Annotated in this window: 22 protein-coding genes; 3 read left to right on the forward strand and 19 right to left on the reverse strand. The window is 43.7% G+C overall.

Features of this window, described 5'->3' with window-relative positions:
* Positions 1 to 13 precede the first annotated feature (13 nt).
* From AB5Z01_RS05475 to AB5Z01_RS05495, 5 genes are all read right to left on the reverse strand, one after another.
* Entirely contained in the window at positions 14 to 3,727 is a 3,714-nt protein-coding gene (locus AB5Z01_RS05475; protein WP_287216372.1) for a phosphoribosylformylglycinamidine synthase, read from the reverse strand.
* A 181-nt stretch (positions 3,728 to 3,908) separates the two neighbouring features.
* Positions 3,909 to 5,396, reverse strand: a complete 1,488-nt coding sequence (locus AB5Z01_RS05480; protein ID WP_287216373.1) for an L-fucose/L-arabinose isomerase family protein — start codon at positions 5,394 to 5,396, stop codon at positions 3,909 to 3,911.
* A gap of 96 nt (positions 5,397 to 5,492) precedes the next feature.
* Positions 5,493 to 6,251, reverse strand: coding sequence for a YdcF family protein (locus tag AB5Z01_RS05485; protein ID WP_287216374.1), 759 nt, complete (start codon positions 6,249 to 6,251; stop codon positions 5,493 to 5,495).
* 109 nt (positions 6,252 to 6,360) lie between these two features.
* A complete protein-coding gene (locus tag AB5Z01_RS05490; protein WP_022287795.1) occupies positions 6,361 to 6,615 on the reverse strand; it encodes an HPr family phosphocarrier protein in 255 nt (84 codons plus the stop codon).
* Positions 6,616 to 7,113: 498 nt separating this feature from the next.
* Positions 7,114 to 7,344, reverse strand: a complete 231-nt coding sequence (locus AB5Z01_RS05495; RefSeq protein WP_022287796.1) for an HPr family phosphocarrier protein — start codon at positions 7,342 to 7,344, stop codon at positions 7,114 to 7,116.
* A gap of 250 nt (positions 7,345 to 7,594) precedes the next feature.
* On the opposite strand from AB5Z01_RS05495, the gene mtaB reads away from it, so the two are divergent.
* Entirely contained in the window at positions 7,595 to 8,899 is a 1,305-nt protein-coding gene (gene mtaB / locus AB5Z01_RS05500) for a tRNA (N(6)-L-threonylcarbamoyladenosine(37)-C(2))-methylthiotransferase MtaB (protein ID WP_287215614.1), read from the forward strand.
* A gap of 58 nt (positions 8,900 to 8,957) precedes the next feature.
* Here mtaB and gatB read toward each other — a convergent pair whose 3' ends face one another.
* From gatB to AB5Z01_RS05570, 14 genes are all read right to left on the reverse strand, one after another.
* Positions 8,958 to 10,394, reverse strand: coding sequence for an Asp-tRNA(Asn)/Glu-tRNA(Gln) amidotransferase subunit GatB (gene gatB, locus AB5Z01_RS05505; protein ID WP_117877556.1), 1,437 nt, complete (start codon positions 10,392 to 10,394; stop codon positions 8,958 to 8,960).
* A gap of 17 nt (positions 10,395 to 10,411) precedes the next feature.
* Positions 10,412 to 11,863, reverse strand: coding sequence for an Asp-tRNA(Asn)/Glu-tRNA(Gln) amidotransferase subunit GatA (gene gatA / locus AB5Z01_RS05510; RefSeq protein ID WP_117864563.1), 1,452 nt, complete (start codon positions 11,861 to 11,863; stop codon positions 10,412 to 10,414).
* Between the two features lie 12 nt (positions 11,864 to 11,875).
* Positions 11,876 to 12,145, reverse strand: a complete 270-nt coding sequence (gene gatC, locus AB5Z01_RS05515) for an Asp-tRNA(Asn)/Glu-tRNA(Gln) amidotransferase subunit GatC (protein WP_287215611.1) — start codon at positions 12,143 to 12,145, stop codon at positions 11,876 to 11,878.
* A 41-nt stretch (positions 12,146 to 12,186) separates the two neighbouring features.
* Entirely contained in the window at positions 12,187 to 14,163 is a 1,977-nt protein-coding gene (gene ligA / locus AB5Z01_RS05520; protein ID WP_287215609.1) for an NAD-dependent DNA ligase LigA, read from the reverse strand.
* Positions 14,164 to 14,446: 283 nt separating this feature from the next.
* Entirely contained in the window at positions 14,447 to 15,076 is a 630-nt protein-coding gene (gene yunB / locus AB5Z01_RS05525) for a sporulation protein YunB (RefSeq protein WP_278459898.1), read from the reverse strand.
* A gap of 50 nt (positions 15,077 to 15,126) precedes the next feature.
* On the reverse strand, positions 15,127 to 17,523 hold the full coding sequence (locus tag AB5Z01_RS05530; protein WP_287215606.1) for an endonuclease MutS2: 2,397 nt from the start codon (positions 17,521 to 17,523) through the stop codon (positions 15,127 to 15,129).
* A 44-nt stretch (positions 17,524 to 17,567) separates the two neighbouring features.
* Positions 17,568 to 18,320, reverse strand: a complete 753-nt coding sequence (gene recO / locus AB5Z01_RS05535) for a DNA repair protein RecO (RefSeq protein WP_038671479.1) — start codon at positions 18,318 to 18,320, stop codon at positions 17,568 to 17,570.
* On the reverse strand, positions 18,283 to 18,405 hold the full coding sequence (locus tag AB5Z01_RS05540) for a hypothetical protein (RefSeq protein WP_022287805.1): 123 nt from the start codon (positions 18,403 to 18,405) through the stop codon (positions 18,283 to 18,285). The genes recO and AB5Z01_RS05540 overlap by 38 nt, the downstream gene beginning before the upstream one ends.
* Before the next feature lie 69 nt (positions 18,406 to 18,474).
* The gene (era, locus tag AB5Z01_RS05545) at positions 18,475 to 19,389 is read right to left on the reverse strand and encodes a GTPase Era (protein ID WP_022287806.1); all 915 of its coding nucleotides are present in this window, start codon (positions 19,387 to 19,389) and stop codon (positions 18,475 to 18,477) included.
* The gene (locus AB5Z01_RS05550) at positions 19,386 to 19,889 is read right to left on the reverse strand and encodes a diacylglycerol kinase family protein (protein ID WP_329988849.1); all 504 of its coding nucleotides are present in this window, start codon (positions 19,887 to 19,889) and stop codon (positions 19,386 to 19,388) included. The genes era and AB5Z01_RS05550 overlap by 4 nt, the downstream gene beginning before the upstream one ends.
* The gene (ybeY, locus tag AB5Z01_RS05555; protein ID WP_046440186.1) at positions 19,876 to 20,385 is read right to left on the reverse strand and encodes an rRNA maturation RNase YbeY; all 510 of its coding nucleotides are present in this window, start codon (positions 20,383 to 20,385) and stop codon (positions 19,876 to 19,878) included. The genes AB5Z01_RS05550 and ybeY overlap by 14 nt, the downstream gene beginning before the upstream one ends.
* Before the next feature lie 7 nt (positions 20,386 to 20,392).
* On the reverse strand, positions 20,393 to 21,352 hold the full coding sequence (locus AB5Z01_RS05560; protein ID WP_368365367.1) for a PhoH family protein: 960 nt from the start codon (positions 21,350 to 21,352) through the stop codon (positions 20,393 to 20,395).
* A gap of 130 nt (positions 21,353 to 21,482) precedes the next feature.
* On the reverse strand, positions 21,483 to 22,670 hold the full coding sequence (locus AB5Z01_RS05565; protein ID WP_368365368.1) for a sporulation protein YqfD: 1,188 nt from the start codon (positions 22,668 to 22,670) through the stop codon (positions 21,483 to 21,485).
* On the reverse strand, positions 22,670 to 22,951 hold the full coding sequence (locus tag AB5Z01_RS05570; protein ID WP_022287811.1) for a YabP/YqfC family sporulation protein: 282 nt from the start codon (positions 22,949 to 22,951) through the stop codon (positions 22,670 to 22,672). Before AB5Z01_RS05570 ends, AB5Z01_RS05565 begins: the two co-directional genes overlap by 1 nt.
* Before the next feature lie 91 nt (positions 22,952 to 23,042).
* Here AB5Z01_RS05570 and AB5Z01_RS05575 point away from each other — a divergent pair, with 91 nt between their 5' ends.
* Together AB5Z01_RS05575 and AB5Z01_RS05580 are read left to right on the forward strand one after the other, a co-directional pair.
* Positions 23,043 to 24,125 (forward strand): nucleoside recognition protein, encoded by a 1,083-nt coding sequence (locus AB5Z01_RS05575; protein ID WP_287215600.1) that lies wholly within the window; start codon positions 23,043 to 23,045, stop codon positions 24,123 to 24,125.
* Positions 24,126 to 24,181: 56 nt separating this feature from the next.
* Positions 24,182 to 24,394, forward strand: coding sequence for a hypothetical protein (locus AB5Z01_RS05580; RefSeq protein WP_022287813.1), 213 nt, complete (start codon positions 24,182 to 24,184; stop codon positions 24,392 to 24,394).
* Positions 24,395 to 24,424 lie beyond the last annotated feature (30 nt).

Genomic DNA, 24,424 nt, shown 5'->3' on the forward strand with positions numbered 1-24,424 from the left:
TATTTTTGTTTTTTTACTTGAAGTAAGCTACGCCGCTTTCAAATATCTTCTGATCCTTTTCACCAGGAACGTTCTTTGATACGCAGCAGCCCTTACGCTCTGAGTGACCCATTTTACCAAGAACACGTCCGTCAGGTGAGGTGATACCCTCAATAGCCTGGAATGATGTGTTAGGGTTGCAATGAATGTCAAATGTAGGTTCTCCGTCAAAGTCAACATACTGTGTAGCGATCTGTCCGTTTGCAGCAAGCTGTGCGATTTCCTCTGCTGTTGCAACGAAACGTCCTTCACCGTGTGAGATAGCCACGCTGTGGATATCGCCTACCTCACAGCCTGCAAGCCATGGTGACTTGTTGGAAGCAATCCTTGTGTTTACCATTTTAGACTGGTGTCTTGCAATGGTGTTGAATGTCAGTGTAGGGGAGTCGTCTCTCATATCCCTTATCTCACCATATGGTACAAGACCAAGCTTGATAAGTGCCTGGAAGCCGTTGCAGATACCAAGCATAAGACCGTCACGATTTTTCAGCAGGTCATGGATAGCGTCTGTAAGTCTTGGGTTTCTCAGGAATGATACGATGAACTTGCCTGAGCCGTCAGGCTCGTCGCCACCGCTGAATCCGCCTGGGAGCATTACTATCTGTGACTCTTTTATCTTCTTCTCCATTGCGTCAACAGACTCCTTGATAGCCTGTTCTGTGAGGTTTCTTACAACGAAGATGTCAGCCTCAGCGCCTGCCTTTTCAAAGGCTCTTGCTGTATCGTATTCGCAGTTTGTGCCAGGGAATACAGGGATAAGCACCTTTGGCTTTGCCACCTTGATAGCAGGTGCAACTCTCTTGTCTGCCTTGTAGCTGTACTTTTCAGGCTTTTCAGCAGGCTCTTTCACATGAACAGGATATACAGGCTCAAGCTTGCCCTCCCAAAGTGTCTGGAGCTTGTCAAGGCTTATTGTGTAGTTGTCTGACTTTATCTCGTAGCTTTCTGTTGTTTCACCGATAACTCTCTCGTCAGTGTCAACGCCCTCTGCAAGCTCGATAACAAATGCACCATAGCAAGCTCTGTAAAGCTCTTCTGCTGTGAGCTTGTCTGTGAACTTAAAGCCTATCTTGTTACCAAATGCCATTTTTGCAACAGCCTCAGATACACCGCCGTAGGATACAGCCCAGCATGAAAGCACCTTGCCCTCAGCGATAAGCTTTTCTACCTTTTCAAATACTGCCTTAAGTGAATCGAAGTTCACAAGCTTGTTGTCGTCATATTCAGGCTTGATAAGGATCACCTTAGAGCCTGCTTTCTTGAACTCCTGTGAAACTACCTTGTCTGCGTCTGTTACTGATACAGCGAATGAAACAAGTGTAGGTGGAACGTCTATTTCCTCGAATGTACCTGACATTGAGTCCTTACCGCCGATAGAACCGCATCCCAGCTCTATCTGTGCCTTGTATGCACCAAGGAGAGCAGACATAGGCTTGCCCCAACGCTCAGGATCATTCTGTGTTCTCTCGAAATACTCCTGGAATGTGAGCCAGCACTTCTCATATGTACCGCCTGTTGCGATGACCTTTGCGATAGACTCAACTACAGCACTCATTGCGCCGTGGTATGGGCTTACAGATGAGAGATATGGGTCATAGCCCCAGCCCATAATGGACGTTGTCTTTGTATTGCCGTGAAGAACAGGGAGCTTTGCAGCCATTGCCTGTGTAGGTGTGTTCTGATATTTACCGCCGAATGGCATAAGAACTGTGTTTGCGCCGATTGTTGAGTCAAATCTCTCAATAAGACCCTTCTGTGAGCAGATGTTGAGGTTTGATATCATAGACTCCCAGCGGTCAGCAGTGTCAGCGTCGTTGCTCTCTGCTGCGAAAACAGGAGCAGGGATAGAAATATCTGTGTGCTTTTCAGCTCCGTTTGAGTTAAGGAACTCTCTTGTAAGGTCAACGATAGTGTTGCCGCACCAGTTCATTTTAAGTCTTGGCTCAGCAGTTACTCTTGCCACCATTGTTGCTTCAAGGTTTTCCTTTGCAGCCTCAGCCATGAACTTTTCAAGGTCGCTCTTTGCGATAACAACAGCCATTCTCTCCTGTGACTCAGAGATAGCAAGCTCAGTGCCGTCAAGACCGTCATACTTCTTTGTAACAGCGTCAAGGTTGATAGAAAGTCCGTCAGCAAGCTCGCCGATAGCAACGGAAACTCCGCCTGCACCGAAGTCGTTACAACGCTTTATCATTGAAGTAACTTCAGGATTTCTGAACAAACGCTGAAGCTTTCTTTCCTCAGGTGCGTTACCCTTCTGTACCTCAGCTCCGCAGTTTTCAAGTGAGTGGAGGTTGTGTGATTTTGAAGAGCCTGTTGCTCCGCCGCAGCCGTCACGTCCTGTTCTTCCGCCAAGGAGGATAACGATATCCTCAGGCTCAGGTCTTTCACGTCTTACGTTCTCAGCAGGAGCAGCACCTACTACAGCACCTATCTCCATTCTCTTTGCAACGTAGCCCGGGTGATATATCTCGTGAACGTGACCGGTAGCAAGACCTATCTGGTTGCCGTATGAAGAATAACCATTTGCCGCACCTACAACTATCTTTCTCTGCGGAAGCTTACCTGTGATAGTGTCCTCAACAGGAACCAGCGGATTGCCTGCGCCTGTTACTCTCATTGCCTGATATACATATGAACGTCCTGACAGAGGGTCTCTGATAGCGCCACCGAGGCAAGTTGCCGCACCGCCGAAAGGTTCGATCTCTGTAGGGTGGTTGTGTGTTTCGTTTTTGAACATGAGCAGCCAGTCCTCAGGATTGCCGTCAACGTCAACAGTTATCTTAACAGAGCAAGCGTTTATCTCCTCACTCTCGTCAAGGTCTTTGAGCAGACCAGCTTTTTTTAGCTGCTTTGCACCGATACAAGCAAGATCCATAAGTGTAACAGGCTTGTCAGTTCTGCCTGCATAAAGGTCTTTTCTTGTGTTGATATAGTCTGCAAAGGTAGCAGCTATGTAGTCTGAGTCGATAGAAACGTTATCGACGATAGTGGAGAATGTAGTATGACGGCAGTGGTCAGACCAATATGTGTCTATCATTCTTATCTCAGTGATAGTAGGATTTCTCTTTTCAACGTTCTTGAAATAATCCTGACAGAACTTGATATCGTCAAAGTCCATTGCAAGACCCAAGTCTGTGAGCATGAATCTCAGGTCATCGTCTGTTGAATAGATAAAGCCCTCAACAGTCTTAACTGTGGTAGGGATAGTATACTTGATATCGAGTGTATCGAAGCAATCAAGGGAAGCTTCTCTTGACTCAACAGGGTTTATCATATAGTGCTTGATCTGGTCAAGCTCTGCTTCTGTGAGTTTGCCAGAAACGATATAAATTCTCGCTGACTTGATAGTAGGTCTTTTTCCTCCAGTGAGAAGTGAGATACACTGTGCGCAGGAATCAGCTCTCTGATCAAACTGACCTGGCAGATACTCAACTGCAAAAACAAACTCGTCAGCTTTTACAGCAGGCAGGTGATCGTAAGTAACGTCAACAGCAGGCTCAGAGAAAACGACTGGCGCTGCAAGGTCGAAATCCTCTCTTGAAAGACCCTCTGCGTCATAGCGGTTTATAACTCTCAGACCTGTAAGGTTATCAAGTCCCAGAGCTGACTTTATTCCGCCGATAAGTGAATTTGCCTCAACTGCAAATTCAGGCTTTTTTTCTACATAAATACGGTAAACAGACATGGCTACATCTCCTTATAATAGTTACCTCTATTATACTACATTTTTCGCATATTTGTCAATAAAATTATTATTATTCGGCAGGGCATATAATTATGTGTGAATAAGCGTTGGCTCACTTGTTGATTTTTTAGTTCATAAAAGCAGAAATACCGCACCATTACAGTGCGGTATCCCTAAAATATTAATCTGCAAACGGATTTTCTGTTGGATAAAGCATACCCTTTGGCTGATTGAAGCCTATGTCTGTCATACCAAGATATGTCATAACACTGTGGAGTGCCTTTCCATAGTGACCAAAAGCAACAGCACCGTGGTGAGGATAGTTCTTCTGAACGAGAACATGGCGGTAAAATCTGCCCATTTCGTTGATAGCGAAAATACCGATAGAGCCGAATGAACGTGTTGCCACAGGAAGAACTTCGCCCTCTGCAATATATCCTTTGAGCTGTGCGTCAGCCGTTGACTGGAAGCGGAAGAATGTTATATTTCCGTCAACGATATCGCCCTCAAGTGTACCTCTTGAAATATTAGGTTCGCTGTCTGGCTCAAGATTTCTCTTCATGATACGCTGGAACTTCATCTCAGGCTCTTTTACAAGGCATGAAGCTGTGTTTCCGCAGTGGAAGCCCATGAATGTATCCTTATGTGTGTAAGGGAACTTTCCTGCGATATCATCATTGTATATGTCCGCAGGAACAGTGTTGTTGATGTCAAGGAGCGTAACAGGCTTTTGTGATACACAAACGCCTATGTATTCGCTGACAGCACCGTAGATATCTACTTCGCAGGCAACAGGAATGCCTATCTTTGTAAGTCTTGAATTAACATAGCAAGGAACGAAGCCAAACTGCGTTTGGAATGCAGGCCAGCACTTGTTTGCAAATACAACATATTTCCTTGAGCCCTTGTGAGCTTCTGCCCAGTCAAGAAGAGTAAGCTCATACTGCGCAAGTCTTGGAAGGATGCCTGCCATTTTATTGCCCTTGCCAAGCTCTGCTTCCATGTCAGCCACAACAGCAGATATTCTCTCGTCGCCGGCATGGGCGTTGAATGACTCGAAAAGGTCAAGCTCTGAGTTTTCTTCTATCTCAATACCCATGTTGTAGAGCTGTCTGATAGGTGCGTTGCAGGCAAGAAAGTCCTGTGGACGTGGTCCGAATGAGATTATCTTCAGATCCTTAAGACCGAGGATAGCCCTTGCAACTGGAACGAACTCGCTTATCATCTTTGCGCACTCATCAGGTGTACCAACAGGGTACTCAGGGATATAAGCCTTGATGTTTCTCAGTGCAAGGTTATAGCTTGCGTTGAGCATTCCGCAGTAAGCGTCGCCTCTGTTGTCGATAAGTGCATCACCGCATGGTTCTTCAGCAGCCGCAACGAACATAACAGGACCGCCAAACTTCTTTGCTAGAAGTGTTTCTGAGGACTCAGGTCCGAAGTTTCCAAGATATACAACAAGTGCGTTGCAGCCTGCTGTGTTTACCTCGTCAAGGGCTTTGAGCATATCATTCTCGTTCTCCACAACTGTAGGACATTCGTAGATATCTCCGTAAGCCTTTTTGTACTCCTGACAGACCTTGATACGTCTTGATTCTGAAAGCGACATAGGGAAGCAATCTCTTGAAACTGCAATGATGCCAAGTCTTACTTCTGGTATATTTTTCATGTTTTAACCTCCGATTTTCATTTATTTATGACTTTATTCTAGCATACCTTTGTGCTGTTTTCAATAGCTTTTTGTGCAAATTTTCGTGAAATTTAGTTAGCTGCCCAGCATGAAAAAGTGCGTTAGCCCAAGCCACTCTCTCACCCAATATGTGAACAGGTATCGTGGCTCGGTGTAGGCTGAATAAGCGGTGACATTCTCCACGCCCTGAGCCTTTGCGATAAGGCTAGCACGGTATTGATGAAAGCCGTCTGTGACGATAGTCATATCATGGCTCATGCCGAGTTCATCGAGTATCTTGAGAGAGTTTTGGATATTTTCGTAAGTTGAAGTGGACTTGTCCTCCATTATTATCCTGTCGCTGTCCATGCCTTTTTCTAGCAGATAGTTTTTCATTGCCAAGGCTTCGCTTATTTTCTCATCATCACCCTTGCCACCTGAAACTATACAAAGCGTATCGGGATTGTCGTTCATAGCCTTAATTGCAGCGTCAAGTCGTCTGCGTAACATTCGTGAGGGACGTTCGCCTTTTACCTGACAGCCAAGCACAACTATAACGTTGGCTTTTTCAGGGCGGTTTTCCTGTGCTTTGTACATAAGTATGGAAAGAATGCCCACATATATTATCCCAGCAAGTATCAATGTGCTTACAAAGATAAGCCCGAATTTACCTGCGCCATGTCCCCATATTTTTGATATAATACCGCAGAATTTTGTCCAGTTTGCCGTTATGATCATTAGCATCACCGAAACGATGATGCCAAGCAGGTTGCCAGAGCATATAACAGGTAATGGTACAAGAAACAGAAACAACAGCAAAGTTTCCAGTGCAAGCAATATTATTTTTACGCTCATTAGTTATCTCCTTGTCTTTTTTGTACTATTATAACATATAGCTCTTGTGATTACAAGGGCAAAAGAGAAAAGCGCTCCGCAGCAGCAGAACGCTTTTATAAGGAATGATCTAAGTTGAGATCAGATCACCGAATTTTTCGAGAAAATCACGCTTGTCGTCATATTTAGCTACCAGCGATACAGTTTTCTTTGTGCCAAGACCGAAAATACCCATAAGTGATTTTGGATTGAGTATTTTTGTTCCTGACTGCACCACCAGATCGTATTTGCAGCTTAAAGCCGCTTCATGCAAAGTCTTGATGTCATTAAGATCGTTTATCCTGATATAAGCTTTGATCATGTTCGTGATTATGCCCTTTGGCATATCCTCCTTTCGCAATAATAACCTCTAAAAAACTAAAAAGAACCGAAAATTTCTGATATTTTCGTTTCTTTTTACATTGGCAACAGCAGTTCTATACTTATATGTCACATATCTTAATCCATATATAATTATATGCCCATGTGAACAAATAGTAAACAGATATTGTGTAAAATATTATACACGAAGATATTAATATGAATTTTACTTATTTCATGTTAATTCATTATATAAAATTTGGATAATTAATCATATTAAAACGTTTTAGTTAATGTGGAACTTATATAAAAGCTATAACAAATCAACTAAAAGTTTTCTTATTACGAAAATCTCAAACGTTTTATATGCGTTTTGAATGAAAATACAACAAAAGTAGAAAGTGTATATTCGTAAATATATTAAACTATACGATGAGATTTTGCAAAAATGCGAAATCGTTTAAATTTTGCAACAAAAAAAGCACTGAGCTTTTAAAACTCAGTGCTTTCGTGATATCAAAGTTTAGTCAACAATAAATTCTTTGATCTCGTCAAGGAATTTAGTAGCGTCGTCTGTGTGTGCTACGAGCTGGATAGGATTTGAAAGGTCAAGGCTGAAAATACCCATAATTGACTTAGCGTCAACTGCATATCTTCCTGACGCAAGATCCACATCAAAGTCGTACATAGAAACTACGCTTACAAACTTCTTTACCGCTGCAATGGAATCGAGCATGATTTTTACCTTTGTCATAAATATTCCTCCTTCAGAATGATCGGTATATCCGATCTTGATTCCCACATAAATTCTGTAGATCTTTTCTCTACAATTTATATTATAAACGATTTTTTTGATTTGTCAATGGATATTTGCAAAAAAAATTAAAATATGGTACAATAGTCAAGAGTGATAAAAATCAAAGTTTAGATTTATGCAATATGCACATATATTACTGTGATTTATTGTGCATTATAAACATTTGGCTACTGAAAGGAAATCAAATATGAAAGCCTTTTTCTATACATTCGGCTGCAAGGTAAACCAATATGAAACAGAAAATATAAAGGAAGCAATGCTGTCCGAGGGGTATGAGGTCACTGAGGATTATGCTGATGCAGAGGTCTGTGTTGTAAATACCTGCACTGTTACCGCTCAGTCGGACTCAAAATGCCGACAGCTTATCCACAAGATAAAAAAAGCTAATCCTGAGTGTCTGATAGTTTTGGCAGGCTGTTTTCCGCAGGCTTTTGAAAAGGAAGCTTCTGCTCTTGACGAGTGCGGTATCATAGTTGGCACAGGTGCAAAAAAGGAGATACCTGCCCTTATAAAAAGGTATATCACAAGTGGCGAGCGTATTATCAGGATAGTTCCTCGTGAGAGGGGAGAGGCTTTTGAGAAAATGACAAACTCAGGTGCTGACCAAAAAACTCGTGCGTATATCAAAATTCAAGACGGCTGTGATCAGTATTGCACCTACTGTATTATCCCCACTGCGAGAGGACACATCTGCTCAAAACCTTTGGAGGATATCGCTCCCGAAGTTCAGCAGCTCGTTGACTCAGGTCACAAGGAGATAATCCTCACGGGCATAAATCTTTGCTGTTACGGCAGAGACTTCAAAAACGGCACACGGCTCATTGACGCTGTTGAAGCCGCCTGCGGCTGTGATGGCGATTACAGAGTGCGTATCGGCTCTGTTGAGCCTGAGCTTATTTCAGATGAAGATATCCTGCGAATGTCAAAGCTTGAAAAACTCTGTCCACATTTTCATCTTTCCCTGCAAAGTGGCTGTGACGAAACTTTGAAGCGCATGAACCGCCATTATGATACGGCGGAGTATGCTGAGCTTTGCGAGAAGCTTCGCAGGTATTTTCCAAACTGCGCTATAACCACCGATATAATGGTGGGCTTTCCACAGGAAACTGACGAGGAATTTGAAAAGTCGCTGGCATTTGCAAAGAAGATATCTTTTGCAGAAACGCATATTTTCCCATATTCACGCAGACCTACCACTGTTGCCGACAAAATGAAAGGTCAGCTCGACCGCAAGACCAAGCACAGTCGTGCGGCTCAAATGGCAGATGTATGCAACGAAACAAAGGCTTTGTATCTCAAAAGCCTTGTTGGCACAGTGCAGGAGGTTTTGTTTGAAAAGGAAACAAGCCCTCAGTGGCACCAAGGTCATGCGCCAAATTATGTGACAGTGAAAATACCGAGGACGAGCGAAGAAGTTTCCTTAAGGCGACAGCTTTTAAAGATAGAGATAACCTCGTCAGATGGCGAGTTTTGTTATGGGAAACTTATATGAGTACAAAAAAGAGGACCGCAAATGCGATCCTCTTTCGTTATATCAGATTTTTCTGTGCTCAGCCAAGCTTTGCAAGGATTATCTCCTTCATCTTTCCTGGGTTAGCCTTGCCCTTTGAAGCCTTCATGCACTGACCTACCAGATAGCCCAGAGCATTTGTCTTTCCGCCCTTGTAGTCATTTACAGACTTTTCGTTTGCGGCAAGAACTTCGTCAGCGATCTTTTCAAGTGCGCTGTCATCAGAGACCTGTGCAAGACCCTGTTCCTCGATAATGTCGCTTACCTTTTTGTCCTCCTCGAGAAGAACTGCAAAAACTTTCTTTCCACCAGCGTTGGAAATGGTCTTTGCCTCGATAGCAGCGACGAGGTCAGTAAGATTGTCAGCAGTGAGCTTTGTATCTTCGAGAGTCTTGCCTGTTGCGTTCATGTACTTAACAAGGTCGCCAAGTATCCATGTTGTATAGCACTTTGCAGGGAACTTGTCCTTTGCCATGCAGTCGTCAAAAAGCTTTGCAAGGGAAACAGACTCTGCTATAAACGTTGCATCCTTTATGTTCAGACCGAACTTCTTTACATATCTGAGTATCTTTACGTTTGGAAGCTCTGGGATACTCTTTTTAAGCTCGTCAACACGCTCCTGCTCAACAACGATAGTGAGCAGGTCCGGCTCAGGGAAGTAACGATAATCCTGTGCGTCCTCTTTTGAACGCATTGGAATGCTCATTCCCTTTTCGTCGTCCCAACGGCGAGTTTCCTGCTCGACCTTTCCGCCTGCTTCAAGAACAGCTATCTGTCTTTCTACCTCGTAGTCGATACCTCTTACAGCGGCAGAGAAGCTGTTTACGTTCTTCATCTCAGAACGTGTGCCGAATGGCTCGCCAGGCTTGTGAACTGATACGTTTACGTCACATCTGATAGAGCCTTCCTGCATCTTACAGTCGCATATGCCAAGATACTGGAGAATAGATTTCAGTGTTTCAAGATAGACCTTAGCCTCCTGTGAAGAACGCATATCAGGCTCTGAAACTATCTCGATAAGCGGAACGCCGCAGCGGTTAAGGTCAACAAGTGATACACCATGGAACTTGTCAGAGTGGAGAAGCTTACCTGCGTCCTCCTCGATGTGTATTCTTGTGATACCTATTCTTCTTTCCTCGCCGTCAACAAGGATATCAACATAACCCTTGCCGCAGAGAGGAACTTCTGCCTGTGATATCTGATAAGCCTTTGGCAGGTCAGGGTAGAAATAGTTCTTTCTGTCCTGCTTGCAGACACGGTTTATCTCGCAGTTGAGTGCGTGACCCATTCTTATTGCATAATCAACTACCTTTTCGTTAAGAGTAGGCAGTGTGCCAGGCATACCCATGCAGATAGGGCAAACCTGTGAATTGACTTCAAGACCGAACTGGTTCTTGCAGTCGCAGTATATTTTAGACTCGGTATTAAGCTCAGCATGAGTTTCAAGACCGATTACAACTTCGTAGCCTTTTACCATTTTTGTGACCCCTTTCCTTAAAGCTCAGGCATTTTGAATCCGCCAACAAGCTGCTCATAAGCATAAGCTGTGTTAAGCAGACGCTGCTCTGTAAACTTTCCGCCGATAAGCTGCATACCAACAGGCAGACCCTTGTCGTCATATGCACAAGGAATGCTTATTGCAGGAAGACCTGCAATGTTCACTGTAACAGTGCAGACATCGTTTGCGTACATTTTAAGGGGATCGTCAGTGTTTTCACCGATCTTGAATGCTGTTGACGGAACTGTCGGAGTAGCGATAACGTCAACGTCAGCGAACTGAGATGCGAACTCCTGCATTATTCTCTTCTGAACGAGCTTTGCTTTCTTGTAGTAAGCGTCATAGAAACCTGATGAAAGCACGAATGTGCCTAGCATTATTCTTCTCTTTACTTCGTCGCCGAAGCCCTCTGAACGTGTTCTCTCGTACATATCAACAAGTCCGTCATATTCTTCAGCTCTGAAGCCGTATCTTACACCGTCAAATCTTGCAAGGTTTGAAGAAGCTTCTGCAGAAGAAATGATGTAGTATGATGAAAGTGCATAATCTGTAGACGGCAGAGAGATCTCCTTTACAGTTGCGCCCTGCTTTTCAAGCTCCTTGACAGCATTCATTACAGACTGCTTAACGAATGGGTCGATACCCTCACCGAAATACTCTTTTGGTATACCGATCCTCAGACCCTTTACGTCGGCCTTGAGGTCAGCCGCAAAATCAGGATACTCTCTATAGGAAGAAGTAGCGTCATACTTATCATGACCAACGATAGCGGACTGTACCATAGCAACGTCCTTTACGCACTTGCCGAGAGGTCCGATCTGATCCAGTGATGAAGCGAAAGCAACAAGACCGTATCTTGAAACGCTGCCGTATGTAGGCTTCAGACCTACAACGCCGCAGTATGAAGCAGGCTGTCTGATAGATCCGCCAGTGTCAGAACCAAGGGTAACGATAGCCTCTCTTGCTGCAACAGCCGCAGCAGATCCGCCTGATGAACCGCCAGGTATCCTCTCTGTATCAAATGGGTTCTTTGTTGGCTTAAAATGTGAGTTCTCGGTTGATGAACCCATAGCGAACTCGTCCATGTTGAGCTTGCCTGTTACAACGATATCGTCAAGCTTGTTCATTACAGTCGCATTGAAAGGCGGAACATAGTTTCCAAGCATTTTTGATGCACAAGTTGTTCTCAGACCCTTTGTTGAGATATTGTCCTTGATACCAACAGGTATACCAGCCAAAGGTGAAAGCTCTTCGCCATTTGCAAGCTTTTCATCTATCTCAGCGGCTTTTTTCATAGCGTTTTCTTCGTCAAGTGTCAGATAAGCGTCTACCTTGCCCTCAACTGCTTTTATTCTGTCAAAAACAGACTTTGTAAGCTCTGCGGAGCTTATTTCCTTGTTCTTTATCATTTCTGACAAGTCGCAGGCATTTCTTTCAAAAAGTTCCAATTATAACACTCCTTACTCTACTGTTTTAGGCACGACAAGACAGCCTGCCTTTACCTGAGGAGCGTTCTGCATAAGCTCCTGTCTTGTGAATTTATCCTGAACAGCCACGTCTTTTCTGAGTATCATCGGGTTGTCATGGTCAAGGGTCATTTCGTCCTGAATGTCGGGGAGCTTTTCAACCATTCCCACGATGTTTTCCATTTCTGACTCAAACTTATCAAGCTGATCGTCTTCAATGCGAAGTCTTGCCAGCTTGGCAATGTGTTTAATGTCAATGTTCATTTTACATTCCTCCTGTTTTATTTATATAAAAAGATATTATCTTATTTTATCATATCCTTGAACTGTTCTTCGGTGATTATTTCGATACCGAGCTGCTGAGCTTTATCAAGCTTGCTTCCTGCTTCCTCACCTGCAAGAACATAGTCCGTTTTTTTGGACACCGAGCCGCTTGCCTTGCCACCGTATTTCTCAATGAGTGCTTTTGCTTCGCTTCTTTTCAGTGTCGGCAAAGTGCCCGTGAGAACAAAAGTCTTTCCTGCAAAGCGGTCGTCTATCTGTATCTTCTCATACTTTGTGTTTATCCCACATTCTTTGAGCCTTTGGATAAGCTCTATCATATGCTCTTCATGGAAAGCGTTGTAAACGCTTTGCGCCATTACGCCGCCAAAGCCGTCTATCTCGGATATCTGCTCAGCGGAAGCGTTCATGATGTTGTCAAGGTCGCCGAACTTGTCGCACAGAAGCTTCGCAGAAGCCTGTCCGATATTTCTTATGCCCAGACCAAACACCAATCTGTCCAAAGAATTGGACTTTGACTTTTCTATAGCACTAAGCAGATTGTTCACTGATTTTTCCTTGAAGTTGTCAAGCTGTAAAAGCTTGTTTTCGCTCAGAGTGTAAAGGTCAGCCACAGAGGTGATAAGCTTGTTGTCAAGAAGGGTGTGAACTATCTGCGGACCAAGACCGTCAATGTTCATTGCGCCCTTTGAAGCAAAGTGAACGATGCTTCTGAATATCTGCGCAGGACATTCAACGTTCGGACACCTTACCGCCGCTTCTTCCTCGGACTTCACAAGCTTTGTTCCGCATACAGGACAGCACTCAGGGAGCGTGAAAACCCCGTCGCCATGCTTTTCCACAGAGCCAAGTACCTCAGGGATTATATCTCCTGCCTTGCGCACCTTGATGATATCCCCCACGGAAATGTTTTTCTCTCTTATAAAATCCTGATTGTGTAGGGTCGCCCTTGAAACGCTCGTGCCTGCAAGAAAAACAGGCTCAAACACGGCCACAGGTGTTATAGCACCGGTTCTGCCCACGTTAAGCTCTATATCAAGCAGCTTTGAGGTCTTTTCCTCAGGCGGAAACTTGTAAGCCACAGCCCACTTTGGCACTTTTGCAGTTGCACCAAGTATCTCACGCTGTCTGAAATCGTCGACCTTTATAACAACGCCGTCAATATCGAATGGCAGGTCAAAACGCTTTTCTCCGATAGCCTTTATGCAGTCTATGACCTCATCAGCGGTAGACACACGCTTGTAATCAGGGATAGTCTTGAATCCCAGTGTTTTCAGATAGTCAAGTGACTCCTTGTGAGAAGTAAGTTCCTTGCCCTCTATCTGCTGAACATTGAACACAAAAATATCAAGCTTTCTTTTTGCCGCTATCTTAGGGTCTTTCTGTCTAAGAGAACCTGCGGCGGCGTTTCTAGGGTTTTTGAAAGGCTGCTCGTCATTATCCTCCTGCTCTTTAACAAGCTTCAGAAAAACATTTCTCGGCATATATGTTTCACCTCTGACTTCTATCAAAGGCAGTTCCTCGTTTATTTTTATAGGAATGGACTTTACAGTTTTCAGATTAGAAGTAACGTCCTCGCCCACAAAGCCGTCACCACGGGTAGAACCTATGGCAAGCTCACCATTGTGATATTCAAGGGATACCGAAAGTCCGTCTATTTTCGGCTCAACAACGAATTGCGGTTTATCCACAGCCTGCTGAACTGTCTCAATAAAGCTTCTCACCTGTTCAAAGGAAAAAACGTCCTGCAAAGAACCCATTTGCACACGGTGTGTGACTTTCTCAAATATTGATATCGCCTTGCCGCCTACACGCTGAGTAGGGGAGTCGCTTCTGATAAACTGCGGAAACTGCTCCTCAAGACCCTTTAGTTCCTGCTGGAGCATATCGTATTCATAGTCTGTGATCTCGTTCCTGTCCTCAACATAGTAAAGCTGAGAGTGATAATTCAAAAGCTTCACAAGCTCGTCTATACGTTTTTTAGCGTCCTGTTCGTTCAAAATAACACAACTCCATTTCTGCCAACTTTTTACGGCATATCATACGCAGGGCAATACCACATAAGGATTGTACGCAAGATGCGTAGCCAGATTTTTCGTTAGCTTGTATAGAAACGACGCAGGAATACTTCCGTATTTCAAGGAGTTTCTGTGCGAGATAACGGAAAATCTGCAAGCAGATTGCGTGCAAAGCCGTTAGGCGTGCCTTATGCGGTATTGCCCTTTATATTATACCATAATTGCTGGTGAAATACAAGCCTTTTTTCTATAAACTGCGAAAAAATCAGCCTTTTCCCTTGCCTAAGTACATATCAGGTATCTCCCCTACGATAACAGTTTCGCTTACGGGATAGTCATAGCTCACCACGATATCCGTAGAGTGTGCAGGAAGAATGGCTGTCATTTCTATGGTCACAGTGAGATAGAGGCTGTATTTTGTCTGATTTATCCCTGCTTCCGTTAAATTGCTTTTAAGCTCTGTTTTTGCCGCACCTATCTGATGAAGCCGCAGTGGTATGTCAAAACCTCTGCCTGTGAGGATATTTATTCCTGAAAGTGTGCCGATGGGTACGCTGAGTTTTGTACCCTCAAGCTGTGAAAGGCTTTCGTTCACAGCCCTTGAAACACTGCTTTGAAGCCTGTTCACAGCGTTCGTATCGCTGTTTATGGAGGTTATCCTGCCGTCAGTTTCAGATATCTTTATATAACTGCTCTGGGGCAGTTTTTCAAGCTCTCTGCTTATGGCCGCATTTATCACGTCAAGTGCCGCCTGCTTGCTTTCAAACTCGCTTATTTCGCTGATGTGCCTTGAAAGCTGTGCAAAAAATACCGTCGTGAGCAGTGCAAGAATAATAACGACAGCAAGAATTATGTATGAAATTCTGTTCTTGAAAGAACGCTTGTGAACGCTCAAAAAAATCACCGCCTTTGGCTTATTATATACCAAAATGCGGTGATATGTGATTATTTAAGTTCGACTATGGTTACTCCGTCCTCGCCCTCGCCGTAAACGCCTTTTCTGAATGATTTTACAGAAGGGTGGTGTTTAAGCGCACGCCTTATGGCGTCACGGAGAATACCAGTGCCTCTGCCGTGGATTATGGTGAGCATCGTCACTCCTGACATGATAGCGTCAGAAATAAACTGCTCCATTTCATGAACGCCCTCGTCAGCGGCATAGCCCCTGATATCAAGCTCGGTGGATACCTTTCGTGTCATGCGGCTCTCAATGCCGTTTTTAGATACTCCGCCTTTTTTCACAGGCTTCTTTGTCTGCTTTTGCGGCTGTTGTTTTTCAATAAGCTGAAGCTTCTTTACATCTATCTTGGTTTTCATTATGCCTGCCTGAATGAAGCACATTCCGCTGTTGTCAGGGGGCGTTATAATGATACCCTTTCTGTTTGTGTCAACGATAAGCACGTTGTCGCCCTTTTTCAACGGTCTTGGCAGCACATATCCCTCGTTCCTGCTTTCAGAAACAGGGTTAGCCTCGCTGTAAAGCTTGTTCATTGTGGACTTCTGCTTGTGCCTTGCGTCAATGGCTTTCTGAGTGAAGTTTGGATTTTCTTTCTCTTTTCTCAGCTTGTCAAGCTCGTCAACAAGCGCCTGCGACTCACGCTGAACACGATTTACGATCTGCTGAGCCTCACGTCTTGCCCTTTCAAGCTCGGCTTCTTTCTGATCGTAGAATTTTTCTTTCTGCTCTGCAAGCTCTTTTCTGAGAGCCTCGCTTTCCGCACGGTATTTCTCCGCAAGCCTGTTGTTTTCTTCAAGCTGCATTCTTGTGCGTTCAAGATTGTCTATGATAGTTTCAAACTTTCTGTTATCCTCAGAAATAAGCGATTCAGCGTACTTGATTATATCCTTGTCGATACCAAGACTTTCAGAGATAGCAAAAGCGTTGGACTTACCGGGTGAGCCTATGATAAGCCTGTATGTCGGGTGCAAAGTCTGCACCTCAAACTCGCATGAAGCGTTCTCAACGTCAGGAGTGTCGATAGCGTACATTTTAAGCTCCTGATAGTGTGTAGTTGTAACTAGCGTCGCACCGAATATCCTTATGCGTTCGATTATAGCCACCGCCAGTGCAGCACCCTCCACAGGGTCAGTGCCTGAACCAAGCTCGTCAAGAAGCACAAGGCTTTCGCTGTCAGCCTCGTCAAGTATGGTCTTTACTCTGCTTATGTGAGAAGAGAATGTAGACAGATTGTTTTCTATAGACTGCTGGTCGCCGATATCAACGAGCACGTTTTTATATACTGATATCCTGCTTCCGTCTGACGCAGGAATGAGCAGACCGCACATTGTCATAAGCGTGAGCAGACCCACAGTTTTAAGCACAACTGTCTTACCGCCCGTGTTAGGACCTGTTATTATCAGGGAGTGATAGTCAGTGCCAATAGAGAAGTTTATAGGCACGACCTTTTTTGGGTCGATAAGAGGGTGACGTGCCTTGTTCAGCACAATAACACCGTCATTGGATATCTCAGGGAGCATTGCTCTCATTTTTGCACCGAGGTTTGCCTTTGCAAAATAAAGGTTAAGCTCTGTTACTGCATTGTAGTTTGAAATGAGCTGGTCTTTCATTTCGGCACATTCCATAGAAAATTCAGCGATTATCCTGTGTATCTCGTCCTGCTCCTGACCCTGCAAAATGCGGATATCGTTGTTGGCTTCCACAACTGACATAGGCTCGATAAAAAGGGTTGAGCCTGTTGCGGAGGTGTCATGAACAAGACCGCTGACATTGCCCTTGAACTCAGTCTTTACCGGAAGAACGAAGCGTCCGTCACGCATTGTGACAATGCTCTCCTGCAAATATTTCTGAGTGCTTGGGGATTTTATCATCTTGTCAAGGGTCTCTCTTATCTTAAGCCCTGAACGTGTTATCTTCTGTCTTATGCTTCTCAGCTCCGCACTTGCGTCGTCAGAAAGCTTTGTTTCATCTATGATAGCCGTTTCAAGTCGCTGCTGCAGATATTTGTTTGGATAGAGCATTTCAAAGAGATATGAAAGGGAAGTGTCCTTGTTCTCACACTGCTCATACCAGTGGTGAAGCTCATAGGTCTGTGCAAGCAAGCGTCTTATCTGGATAAGCTCTCCGAGAGAAAGCACACCGCCTGCCTCGGCTCTTTTGATGTAAGTTGATACGTCATTTATGTTGTAGAAATTCGGCGTGCCGTATCTCACGCTGAGTTCAAGTGCTTCGGCGGTCTTGCCTGTTTCTTTCTTGACCGTGTAAAGATCAGAACAAGGCTTTATCCCCAAAGCCATTTTTTTCGTTTTTTCGTTGGAGCATTCTTTTGAAAGCATTTCAAGAATTTTGTTCAGCTCCAGCGAATCATAAAATCTTTCGTCCATTATATATACCTCAAAATATGACAATAGGCAAAGCTACGCAATGCCTACAAAAGTCTGTAAAAATCAAGCGACGGAAACTTGCCTTTCAGATTATATCTAACAAACCGCTCTGTAAAAGCGGTCAGTTTTTTCTGATATCTTTCGCTTATCTTAAAAGCAAAAAGCCGCTCATATTCCGTCAGTGCAATAAATCGGACTATGTATAGCATAGTCCTGTCTAATTCAATATCGTAAATGCTGTCAGGATTATAACAGCACTTGTCACACTCCAAGACCCCTGTTGACAGGTTGAAGTGCATAATGTCAGCTTCATACGCCATGCAAACCGAACAGCCAAGAAGCGCAGGTCTTAATCCTGCTTCGCACAGCAGACGAAACTCAAATATAGATTTGAGAAGTTCGTTATCCCTGTCGCCTTTATCGAGAAAATAAAGTGTGTTCAGAGTCAGCCGCATTATCTCGTCACAGCCGCTTTCCTCTGTTCGTATATACATGAGAAGCTCAGAAAAGTAAGAGGCAAGAGCCGTTTTCTTAGGGTCGAGCCTGATGTTGTAAAAAAGCTTCTCTGATTCACTGCTGTTGAGAAAAAACATTGATTGGTCTTTAGCGTTCTTCTTTTCCTCAACGCACAGCTTAGAGTATGCAAAAAGCTGCGTTGATGACGCATTTTTCGTGCTTTTCCTGCCTCCACGAACAAATATATCTATGACTCCACGCTCTGCTGTGAGGACAGTGACGGATTTGCTTGTTTCGCCCCTGTCATTTTCCCTCAGTATCAGTCCCATAAAGGTCAGCATTGTCAGTATCCTCTTTTCTGTGTGCGGCATATGTGAGATAATCCTCTATCCTGCCGCTTTCAAAGAACTTGTCCCATAAAGTCATGATATTCACCGCCTTACTGATATTATCAGCTTTTTTGGCGGTCATTATAAGCGGAAAAATATGTTGCCTTTATTCCAAACCGAAATTCTTTATCATGCCCTCACGGTTTCTCCAGCCCTCTTTTACCTTTACCCAGCACTGGAGATTTACTTTTATCTGGAAGAAATCTTCAAGGTCAGCTCTTGCTTCCTGACCTATCTTTCTAAGCATAGAGCCGCCTTTTCCAATAAGTATACCCTTGTGTGACTCTCTCTCACAGTAAATAGTAGCGGTAACATCAAGTATAGCTTCACCGTTTCTATTTTCACGCTCGTTAAGCTGTTCGATAGTCACAGCTATGCCGTGAGGAACTTCGTCATTAAGGTTATTGAGTGCCTTTTCTCTTATTATCTCAGCCATTATGACCTTTTCTGGCTGGTCTGTGAATTTATCATCAGGGAAGTAGTGCGGACCCTCCACAGCATTCTTTTCAAGATCTTCCATAATAATATCAAGGCCGTCCTTTTCAAGAACGCTCACTGGTACGATATCTATAAAATCAAAAAGCTTTGAATACTCTGCTATAACTGCGATAAGATCCTCTTTGTTTTCAAGAAGATCTATCTTGTTCAGCACAAGTATCACCTTAGTCTTGCCTGTCTTGAAGCCCTTTACAAGCTCACGCTCGTTTTCGGATATTTTCTTTGTGCAGTCAGCCATAAGGATAATAAGGTCAACCCCTGCAACAGACTCGTTCACAGCGTTGAGCATATGCTCTGAAAGCTTGTTTTTAGCCTTGTGCATACCAGGTGTGTCCATGAAAACGAACTGTGTTTCTCCCTTTGTGAGAACTCCTGTTATCTTTGTTCTTGTTGTCTGCGGCTTGTCGCTCACTGCGGCTATCTTTTCGCCCACAAGTGCGTTTAGCAATGAGGATTTGCCTGCGTTCGCACGTCCAACAATGGTGACGAACGCATTTTTTGAATTTGCATTTTTCTTGTTCATATATATTTTTCCTTATCTTTTTTATCTTTGTCAGCAGGTGTTTTGAACACCCATACGAGCCACAGTATCACACCTGCGGCTAAAGCTATCCCTAGCCATATGTTTCTTGCAAAATAAGAGGCTATCGCCATAAAAGCATAATAGTCCCAGAATATCCTTATTCCCACAGCCACAGAAGCTGCCGCCGCAATGAGAACAGCCCCTGCCGCACAGTCTTTAGCCTTTTTAGCAAGGGGGTTTTTATCTTTACACGCCATATCCACAGCGGCTTCAACAGCCGTGTTCACAAGCTCTAGTGAAATAACAAGTCCTATGCAGATATAAACTGCGGCAGTTTCGGCGGCGCTAAGCCCGTAAAATCGCATAAGCAGTATCACAAGCACTGCAACGCCAATGTGAAAACGCATATTGCGCTCTGTTTTTATACAGCTCACAACGCCCTCAAAGGCATAAACAAAGCCCTTGAAGAAACGTCCTATCCCTGTTTTACCTGTGTTCATGCTCGCCTAAGAAAGTGGCGTCACGGGATATGCCCAGATTGCCAAGTATAGCTTCTTCCTTTTCACGCATTATCCTCTCCTGAAGATTGCTTTCTTCATGGTCATAGCCAAGGAGATGAAGCATTGAATGTACTGTCAAAAAGCCTATCTCTCTTTCAAGAGAGTGACCATATATCTCAGCCTGACGGTAAGCCGTTTCAAGGCTTATGACTATATCTCCCAGCAGGAAAGCGCCTGTTTCGTGGTTCATGTCAAAATCACCATTCTCGCCAAGAGGAAAGCTCAGCACGTCTGTTGAGCGGTCTATGTTTCTATGCTCCTTGTTAAGCTCATGTATCTGCTCGTCATTCACAAAAGATACAGAAACTTCAAAATCATCATTGTGGCCCTCATATTCCAACACAGCATGGCAACAGCGTCTTACAAGAAGCCTTATGCCAACAGGTATCTTTACCTCTGTCTGGTTGTTGGTTATCATTACTTTTACCTTGCCCATTACTTTTTCACATTCCTTTTTTGTTATATTTTTCATAAGCAAGGATTATGTCCTGCACAAGCTTGTGACGGACAACGTCCTTGTCGGTAAATCTGTTTATTGATATATCGTCAATGCCTTTGAGTACGTTCATTGCCTGAATAAGTCCTGACTTTCTCTGGTCAGGCAGGTCTATCTGCGTTATATCGCCTGTTATGACTATCTTTGAGTTGAATCCAAGACGTGTAAGGAACATCTTCATCTGCTCGTGAGTGGTGTTCTGCGCTTCATCAAGGATAATGAAAGAATCGTCAAGAGTACGTCCTCTCATGTATGCCAGCGGAGCGACTTCGATACAGCCACGCTCCTGCTGTTTAGCGAAAGTGTCAGGACCGAGCATTTCAAAAAGTGCGTCATAAAGCGGTCTGAGATATGGGTCTACCTTACATTGCAGGTCGCCCGGAAGAAAACCCAGCTTTTCTCCTGCTTCAACCGCAGGACGTGTAAGGATTATCTTCTCCACCTCGTGCGCCTTGAAAGCTTTTACCGCCATTGCCACCGCAAGATAAGTCTTGCCCGTTCCCGCAGGACCAATGCCCATGACGATAGTCTTTTTCCTTATTGCTTCAACATATCTTTTCTGACCGAGAGTTTTCGGCTTGACGAGCTTTCCGCTCACCGTTACGCATACGCCGTCATCAGACATATGCTTTATCTCATACTGCTTGCCCTCACGCACAAGTGTGAAAACATATCTTATAGTCTGCTCAGTGATAGCCTCGCCCTTGTTGATAAGAGCAATGAGGCTATTTATAGCTTCCGAGGCGTTAAATACGTTCTCCTCATCGCCTGTTATCTTGATATCGTCACCTCTGCCGAGAATCACAACATTATACTCTTTTTGGATAAGATTAACATTCTTGTCATAATTGCCGAAAAGGCTGAGTACAGTTTCCATTCTGTCCACGCTGATAAGTTTTTCCGCCATTAGCACAACTTCCTCTTTTTTTGTTCTGATATACCTATTATACAAAGCTATTATATCACATTTTTCCTCTGATTGCAACAATCTCAGTAAGATTTAACACTTTTTTTATGCACCTTTTCACACTTTTTGATCATTTCTTAATAAAAAATTCCACCTCTCTGCAAAGCTCGCCGTATAGGGTGTATGTTACAGTAGCGGTTACTCCGTTTTCTGTCACATTATCCTCCACTTGTCGGTCTTTTATCTCATAATCTGAAAGAAAATTTTCCTCATATAAATATGCCTTTTCATGAACGGCGTCAAGTGCCTGCTGTTCTGTCAGGGTGTCTTGTGAAAATTTATACTCTTCAAGTTCGCAGGTGGTTATGCCAAAAGGCATTTCAAGCCCGAAAAGCGACAGAGGAGAATATCTCTGCTCATTTTTCCAGTAACCCTCAGGCTTTGAGAAAAAAAGAGGGATATCAGCGTCAAACACAGTGAAAAAACGCTTTGTATCTCTCTTGCCTGTCGTCTTTTCTGCCTTGTACTCAAAGGGCTGTGTGAATGTGACAGTGCGCTCAAAAGTGCCTAGTATCTTACCCTTGGAGCGTGCATAGCTTGTCTTTGTTTCAACGTTTTCCTTGCCGTCTATCCAGCTTGATTTTGATGTGATGATCTCACCTCCTACAACGATATCGCCCTTTGTCACACCGCTTCCCACAGGTATCTTTAGCTGTCCGTCATAAACCTCGATTTTTTCGATAACTCCGTTTTCGCAGGCAACAAGATTTGAGGGATAGCGGTTTGACTCACGCTTTGTGTCGCCCTCAGTTTCGATAACGTCGATTATCAGCGTGTCACCCTTGCGTGTTATGCCTGCCCATGATATGCCCTCCACTTTTTGCTTTAACGCACGTTCTGTGACTATGAGATCAATGCTTGGGATATAAGTGCCGGTTTCAACGCCCTCCTCTTTAAGCACCGACATAACGCCTTTTCTGATATTTTCATCATCACTGAGTATGTCAAACCTCACCACCACGTTTGATAGATAGAAGCATGAAAGCATGACAGCCGCAGTGCCTATGACAAGTCCTCCTCTTCCGAAAAAACGTTTTGCAAGAACAAAGCTTCCGTGACGTTTTGTGGCGGTGTATTCAAGCCCAAGTTCATCGCATAGTCTTTCAAGTGCCTTACAGTGTTCCGCAGGCATACGCAAAGTGAGCTTTCCGTTCTTTTCACACATTTTGCTAACGGGAAGCTTTTTTGACATTATCCTGCGGAAAAACCTGGTGAAGCTGTCCCCTGTGATAACATAATCTATATAACCGAAAATCATTATCCTCTCTCCCTGATACTTCTTGACACAAGCTTGACCGACTCTATTTTTCCTCTTATCTCCACGCTGTCGGAGCAGAAATTTGACATTGTTAGTCCGCTGCCCCATATCTCTATCTCAAAAGAGCCTGTCAGCACCTTTGCCATTATCTCACTGCACTCAACTATCTGCTTGCAGTTTTCGATAACGGCGGCTCTGTCGTCAGTTATGCTTATGTATGAGCTTAGTGCGGTCAATTCTTTTGTCATGCCGAAAAAGCTTAAAAATGGTATCTTCTTCATTTTTGCGTCCTCCGTTCATTGTCTTATGCTTAATTATATTATTAGACAGACTGACATATACTTAAAAAGTAAAAGTAGGGAGGTAATAAAAATGTTGAAAAGACTTGCAAAGGAGCTTTGCGTATACATACTTGCGGGGGTGGCCATATGGTTCTGCATTATCACCATATCAGGGGGCGAGAGCGTAAAGCTTGGTATCTCCGAAGCCGTTGACCGCTGTATGAATATCATAATCCCGTCGCTGTTTGTTTTTATGGCGCTGTCGCAGATACTTGTTTCAAGTGGGCTTTACTACTGCGTTTCAATGCCTTTTTATCCTATATCGAGATTTATAATGGGCATACCGCCTCAGCTTTTCTTTGTATTTCTTCTTGGCAATACCGCAGGCTATCCTGTGGGAGTAAAGCTTCTTTCAGATCTGTGTCAGAGAAAGATAATATCCCAGCGTACTGCAAAGATAATGTCCTGCTTTTGCTGCTGTGGAGGGCCTGCTTTTTATTCTGGTACAGTGGGTCTTGCAGTGTTTGGTTGTACAGGAGCAGGCATTGCAGTGTTCGTATCCATACTAGCGGCAAATTTTCTCACTGCACTTGTTCTTGGCAGAGCTATAAATGAGGATAAGAAAACATCAAAGCCGACTTTCAGACTTGACGGCAGAATGTTCACCGACAGCGTTATCTCGGCAGGAAAGTCACTTTTTGTTATCTGCGTTATGATAGTCTTTTTCGGAGCGTTTATGTCCTCTCTTGAATACTGCGGAGCGTTCAGCTTTCTGAAAGATGCGTTTTCACTGTCAGAAAACGAACTTGTGCTTGTGAAAAGCTGTCTTGAAATAACTTCTCTCACTGAGCTTTCGGGAAGCCCATTTTATCTTTTGCCATTTATAGCCGCTGTCTGCTCCTTCGGAGGTCTGTGTGTGATGATACAGATAGCCGCCTTGGGCGTGGATTTCTCTCTTGTGCCTTTTTTTATCTCACGTTTGGCATCAGCGTTTTTGTCAGCCGTTATATGCCGTTTTATCTATCCATTCTTTATCCCCGACACAGTTTTGACTTCTGTTACAAATAATGTTAAATTCGTCAAAGTGAACAATTTTGTTCCCTCGTTTTGCTTGATTATGATGATTTTATTACTAACTTTGAAGAAAAGACTAGCATTTTCTAAAACAGTATGATATAATTAATAACAAATGAAAAAAGATTAACTTATCTTAAAGGAGTTGTATAAATCATGGCAAAGAAGAGCTATTTTGGTAACAGAATTTCACCGTCATGTTCTTACTGCCTTTTCGGCAACAGATCAAGAGAAGGAAATAAGGTCCTTTGTGAGAAGCAGGGTCTGGTAGACGCTGATTATAGCTGTAAGAAGTGGGTCTATGATCCTATCAAGCGTGTTCCAAAGAAACAGCTTAACATTCCAAATCAGGAAGACGATGTTATCTGATACATAAAATGTGCCGTACATTTTTTTGGT

This window comes from Ruminococcus sp. RTP21359st1_H3_RTP21359_211015, from assembly GCF_040909065.1.
Classification (GTDB): domain Bacteria; phylum Bacillota; class Clostridia; order Oscillospirales; family Ruminococcaceae; genus Hominimerdicola; species Hominimerdicola aceti.